Genomic DNA, 5951 nt, shown 5'->3' on the forward strand with positions numbered 1-5951 from the left:
ACTGTGAACCTACAAATATTTAATTTCTCCAATCAAAAAAGTGATGCGCTAATTAATAAGCACATGTTAATAGCAGATGAAATTTTTAAGGAGTTATCTTCTGATTAATACGATATACATAAAAGATCTAAATAATCGGTTTGTATGAGCTTAGATGTCTTCCTTCTGCAACTCAATATCAATCTCGATCAGCTTCTTCAAGTCGTCGACAGTCTTAATCTCAATCCGCCCATCCTGAAAGTCCTTAACCCAGCGTGCTATTCCAGCCTTCACGATTTTTCGGTATTGTTCCTTACTCTCCAGGATGCCAGCCATGACTTCAAGCTCATGCTGCCGGATCAAATTTTCATCTGGTGTTCCCATTGTGTTCCCCTCAGCTTCCATGTAGTATTGGAAACGAGACAGCGGATGTCCGATAATGCCACGCGTGGCGCGCCGCTGTCTCAGCCGGGGGATACCCTGGATGATGGGGAGGACGTTAGCGCGTCCTCCTTTTTCTTATGCTACGGGATGAGCTCGACCGATTAATACCGGCTCGGTTCCGGTGGCCGCTTGATACCGCTTCTTAATAACGTCGCAAAAAACAGGGTCCAGTTCCATCGTCCGGCATATTCGGCCGAGTTGGTCGCAAGTCATAAGCGTGGAGCCGCTGCCGCCGAAGAGATCAACAGTGATATCACCGCGCCGGCTACTGTTCTGAATGGGAATGGCTAGCAGCTCAAGCGGCTTCTGCGTCGGATGGACGTATTTGGTGACATCCCCGCGGCTGATCTCCCAGACTGTCTCAAGAAGCGGCTTCTCCGCTGGAAGGCCCGCACGCCATACCGTTGTCTGCCTGCGGTCGCCGTACCAAGCAGGGGCTTTCCCTTTCAAATAAGCATAGAAGACAGGTTCATGTTTGAAGCGATACTGCGCCCAGCCGAAGGTAGCTGCGTTCTTGACCCAGATGCACTGCGTCCGGACTTCGATGCCGGCGGCGTTCATAGCGTCCTCGAACTCCCGCTGATATGACGACGGGTGGAAGACGTAGATCGCGGCAGCCTGGTCCATGATGGCGGCGTATCTCTCGAAGATGGCATGCAAAAAGCCCGCAAATTCCTCTGCGGGCATGTCGTCATTCAATATGCTGTTGCGTCCATCGGCGGCCAGCCTGGCAGAATCACTCTCTATGGCTACATTATACGGCGGGTCCGTCACTATAAGCGCAGCCAGAGCGCCGTCCATAAGCCGGCTGACGTCTGCTTCATCTGTTGAGTCGCCGCACATCAGCAGATGCGGCCCGAGCTGCCAAATATCGCCCCGGCACGTCTCTGGCTCATCGATTCCCAGGAGTGCATGCCGTACATCGAAATCATCCTCGACCACCTGAGAGTCGATTTCCACTTCATCCGGAACTGTAAACTCTGCAATCAGCTCATCAATCTCATCCGCATCAAAGCCGGACAAAGATATGTCCAAGCTTCCTTGCTGCAGTTCACCCAGCAGCCGGGCCAGCGCTTCATCGTCCCAGCGTCCCGATACCTTGTTCAGAGCCAGGTTAAGTAGCCGCTCCCGCTCCGGGTCAAGATCAACAACGCTGACGGCCAGCTCCGTGCATCCCTGCTCGTTAACCAGCACCTTGTACCGCTGATGCCCTCCGACCATGTTGCCGGTCTGCTCGTTCCAGACGATCGGGTCAACGTAGCCAAACTCGTTCAAACTGCGACGGAGCTTCTCATACTCGGGATCTCCAGGTTTAAGATTGGCCCGAGGGTTATAAGCGGCAGCGTTGATACGGTCGATTGATATCGTCTTAATAATCATTATCCAGAACCCCCTGTAATGAAATTTGATACAGGAAAATTATTAAAATACATGATGTTTATCACTTACAAAACTTGGAATTATCAGTAATATTATCAAACAAATATGAAGGAGGTTAGTTCTTATGAAAAAACTAGTACTAGCAACATGCACTGCCCTATTGTTGTCGCTTGGCCTATTTTTCTCTAACTCACCACTTCTCACCACTACTGCTGAGGCAAAATCGTTAGAATATTCAATTTACCTTAAACCTGGTGGAACTTATCAATTAGGTTATGGACCAGGATATCAGTATCTTATACTCCAAGGAACCTATAATAATCTCACAGTTTCAAGTAGCGGGCTAGTTACTCTTAGTAAAACCCCCTTCACTGTAGAAGAAAATGATTATTTAGGAGATATTNCTAATATGGTAGACCTATATATCTAAATTAATTGATTTTTTACAATAGAAGCCTACAGTGTTAGATTCACTGCTGGCTTCTATATTGTGTTGAGTTGGTTTTTCATCTTAGGGCTGGCGAAAACACGGCGGCAGACCAACAGAATCACCCCTCTTTGCGTTTCTCCTGCTTCGTCCCTGCAAACGGACGTTCCCACGAACTAGCGCTGAGAACGGCTCACAGAAGGCCATTTTAAGGCATAAAAAAAGCACCCGAAGGTGCTAATTACCCGCTCTGGTCAATGGAATCCCTTTCTGCTCTCTTCTCTCAAAAATGGCAACGTTGCAATATGTCCCGTTTTCATCAACCTGAGGAATTAAACTGTGCAGCTTCCATCCATCATTGTATTGACGATTCAATTCTTTTTCCCAATCTGCAATTGGTGAAGGATCAAGCAAGGATTGAATACGAATCGTCTTGTATTGCTGTGGCGCGAATTGGCTCATAGTATTCCCTCCCTTCGACTCCATATTTCGACGTTCAGGAAGGTTTTTCCTTCTGACACCTCACCCTGCCACAAAACTGTGTTGATCCTTCCCATCGGCCCCATATACAGTCCTTACACTTCGACGGCTGTCGTGGCGGATCTTTAAACCGCTGCTGCTTCCTCTTCAAAGCAATACCCCCAAATAGAAAAAAGCCGTTCAAAAATGAACGACTCCGGCTGCGTTAAGTACGCTTTTGTGCGAAAAAATGACGGTTTTGGCGAAATTCGTATACCTTGAAGAATGGCGTCCGCCTCGCGCCCGCAGCAAATGCGCTGCGCTCTTTGCTATAAAAGCATCTGCACTTAGTAACAAGAGAGGAAGAACAAGACCATTTTACCGAGTGGCTGAAATCGGAGTCAATGCCTCCATCGTTAACTATCTGAACTGATCCCAGTTCAATCTCCAACTATCTTTGAATTCCTCACTTTTTCGCTATACGGCTTTCGTCGACTTAATATGACGGCATTTCGGGAAGCTGCTGCAGCCGTAAAACTGACCCTTGGGGCCGTTAAGGAGAACAAGCTTGCTGCCGCATTTTGGGCAAGTCAGCTCATCGACAGGCATTTCGGCAATGACAGCTTTCGGCGATGGCGCGGCTCCCGGGTTCATCGCTAAGATCATCTCAATCAGTGCCTCGCGATTAATCAGCCGGACGTGATTGGACCTGGCCAGATCATAGGCAGCTTGGGTATAGTCTCTGTTCGAAACGACCCACGCCTCGGCAGCGCCATAATGTGCGATCGAAGCTTGAGCCTCCTGTACCGCCTTGATCCCGACATTCTTGCTGTACCGCTTCGCCTGGACCACTATCTTTTTACCGTCCTTCTGCAAGAGCAGGTCGGCCCCGTAGTCGCCAGCTGCTTTTGTAACCTCCGCTTTATACCCTTGCGCCCGGAAGAGATGCCCGAGATATTTCTCAAACTGAACGCCCTCCATCTTGTCGATATCAGCAATGCCGGACCTCTTCAAGCGTTCAGTTCGCTTGTTGCCGATATAGTTCATGACAGAAATCACGATAACAAGTCCGATAACGAGCCCGACCACAGCTCCAAATAAAGAATGCGTGATTGTGAACCCCAGTGTTGCGAGCGCCAAAGAAGCTATTCCTGCCAGCCCCTGAAAAAACTCCTCTTCTTGCTTCGCTTTACTCTTTCTTCGTGCCATTCCCAATACCCCCGGTGTTCTGGATTAATATCCAGTTTATTCGACAGAAAGGAATCTTTTTCCTTCTTTTGTACTAATTATGTCGAATAGAGTTGGGACTTAGGAAGAACCTCCCGCGGCTTCCCGGGTTGCTCCCATACCAGCTGCACGGCCGCCGGGCTGCCAGTATTGAAATATTCCACCTTGATCACATAATAGCGCCCAGCCTCAAACTTAACATTTGCCGAGAATTCTGCCGCCGGACCGCCCAACCAGTTGTTAATGAAAGGTTCACCGTCGATGTACAGCCGGGCGCCGCCGGATGTCCAGATGATCAGTGTGTGCTCACCGCTCTCATTGGGCCGTAAATACCCGGACCAGACCGCCGATATATCCCAGCTGCCTACCGGCGTGCTCTTCTGCCAATTGAAATCTACTTGGGACACGACCTTACTGAGTGAGAGTTTGCCGAAGTCCTTACCGACATAATACCGGCCGATCAATCCATCGCCAGTAGAGTTATCCACTACAGCCGCCAGCGTTGTTGCTTGCTTAGCCTGTTGACTCCGGTTAACTGCATAAGGCGCGGCATAGACTGCCTTGATCGTGGCCTGTGTATTCTTCTCGGCCAGCAGCTTGCCCCATGCCATGAACCAACTCCAGGCCGGCTGACGGGTCCGCAGGCGGTCAATGTCCGGCAGAACATCGCACTCGGTGATCGTCATCGGCTTTCCTTGGCCGATCTGAAGCAGCTCCGTGTAATGATCCGCCTTGTAGTCGCCACCGTAAATGTCCTTGCCCAAGACATCCACTCGGTTATGCCCCGGGTAGTAAGCCGCGGCGTCTGTCGCCGGGTTGTTCGCGTTCGGGCTCCACACCCACAGCAGATTATCCAGCTTGTGATAGTTCGTGAACCGGTCGAAGATGATCTCCCAAAGGGCGGCGAAGTTGTTCTTCTGGCCCCACCAGAACCAGCCGCCATTCATTTCATGATAGGGGCGCCACAGCACCGGGATTCCGGCATCGCGGAGTTGGAGCAGGTAGAGGGCCACGCCGTCCAGGTCAGCGATCAGATTATTGTAAGGGACGGTTCCCGGGGTTATGATCTGATCGAATTCAGCTTGACCTGTTGCCCGCTGAACCATCTCCCAGGTGAGCTGCGCGCCGGGGTAGGCGGCATGGTATGTAGCGATGATCAGCCCGCCACCGGCATGCCATTCCCTGCAGGCAGCCACAACGCCCCGCCGATACGCAGCAAGCTGCTCCGGTGTCTGGCCGGTGATCCCACCGAACTCGACGCCTTTGACAGCCGGATACTGGCCGGTCATCTTCTTGATATCGTTCGTGTAGCTGTACGGCGCCTCCAGATATTCGTGCTGCCCGGTCAGGATGCCCCAGCCCCGCTGGTCATACAGGCGCTGAAGTACCGCGCGCGCCGCGTCGGACAGCGCCGAATTGGCCGGACGCCGGATATATGCCCGGTAACCTGTCTGCCACTCCTGATTGTCCCGGAGCTGCCGGGATGCGGCGGCCAACAGGGAATCTGCTATTTGATCTGCCAAGGGGATAACCTCCTTTCAGGTATCAAAAAAAGAGCCGCCAAAGACGACTCTAGATAAGCGGAGAAGCGGATTCGAACCGCCACTTCCGGTCGCTCACTTCCGGCCGGGGTGCTACCGTTACACTAACCCCGCATGTACTGCCGGCACTTACTCAGGCGGCCGGCGGCCTCCGCGATCCACTCTTTAACCGCTGCGGTCACGGCTACATTGGACGAGGGGTCAATCATCCGGCAAGAGAGGCGTAAATAGAAAAGCGAGAGGAGGTACGCCCCGGTTAAGCGCCGCTTTCGCGGCCGTGCGTGTCACTCTCGCCTGATTTCCACAGTACAAATATATCATGATCAAAGCCTAACGAACGGCCATTGTACGGTCAAAAAGCGGTCATTATCTCTCCCAGTATTGGTATTCAATCATGTAAAGCAAATCACTTTGTTTTTCTAATACTGACTGGGAAACAAAAGCAAATACAATGATCATTGGTCTATCGTCTTCAAAACTTTTGTTATGAATAA

General features: G+C 51.1%; 5 protein-coding genes and 1 tRNA gene. All 6 read right to left on the bottom strand.

The genetic code is table 11. The features are described from left to right. Positions 1–150: 150 nt before the first annotated feature. The 6 genes from KIH86_RS25960 to KIH86_RS25985 all read right to left on the bottom strand — a co-directional run bounded on the left by KIH86_RS25960 (position 151) and on the right by KIH86_RS25985 (position 5571). Positions 151–363, bottom strand: a complete 213-nt coding sequence (locus tag KIH86_RS25960) for a hypothetical protein (RefSeq protein ID WP_223085744.1) — start codon at positions 361–363, stop codon at positions 151–153. Between the two features lie 135 nt (positions 364–498). Next, entirely contained in the window at positions 499–1803 is a 1305-nt protein-coding gene (locus KIH86_RS25965; RefSeq protein ID WP_223085745.1) for a site-specific DNA-methyltransferase, read from the bottom strand. A 664-nt stretch (positions 1804–2467) separates the two neighbouring features. Next, a complete protein-coding gene (locus KIH86_RS25970; RefSeq protein ID WP_223085747.1) occupies positions 2468–2692 on the bottom strand; it encodes a DUF4177 domain-containing protein in 225 nt (74 codons plus the stop codon). Between the two features lie 474 nt (positions 2693–3166). Further along, positions 3167–3898 (bottom strand): restriction endonuclease, encoded by a 732-nt coding sequence (locus KIH86_RS25975; RefSeq protein ID WP_223085748.1) that lies wholly within the window; start codon positions 3896–3898, stop codon positions 3167–3169. A gap of 77 nt (positions 3899–3975) precedes the next feature. Next, a complete protein-coding gene (locus KIH86_RS25980; RefSeq protein WP_223085749.1) occupies positions 3976–5439 on the bottom strand; it encodes a glycosyl hydrolase in 1464 nt (487 codons plus the stop codon). A gap of 56 nt (positions 5440–5495) precedes the next feature. Beyond that, positions 5496–5571 (bottom strand) — tRNA-OTHER (locus KIH86_RS25985). Positions 5572–5951 lie beyond the last annotated feature (380 nt).

Origin of the sequence: Paenibacillus sinensis (assembly GCF_019904155.1) — a bacterium.
Taxonomy (GTDB): domain Bacteria; phylum Bacillota; class Bacilli; order Paenibacillales; family Paenibacillaceae; genus Paenibacillus_AQ; species Paenibacillus_AQ sinensis.

What these genes read in the sequence shown, in the direction of transcription:
- KIH86_RS25960 (WP_223085744.1), bottom strand. Translation starts at nt 363, where the DNA reads ATGGGAACACCAGATGAAAATTTGATCCGGCAGCATGAGCTTGAAGTC.
- KIH86_RS25970 (WP_223085747.1), bottom strand. Translation starts at nt 2,692, where the DNA reads ATGAGCCAATTCGCGCCACAGCAATACAAGACGATTCGTATTCAATCC.
- KIH86_RS25965 (WP_223085745.1), bottom strand. Translation starts at nt 1,803, where the DNA reads ATGATTATTAAGACGATATCAATCGACCGTATCAACGCTGCCGCTTAT.
- KIH86_RS25975 (WP_223085748.1), bottom strand. Translation starts at nt 3,898, where the DNA reads ATGGCACGAAGAAAGAGTAAAGCGAAGCAAGAAGAGGAGTTTTTTCAG.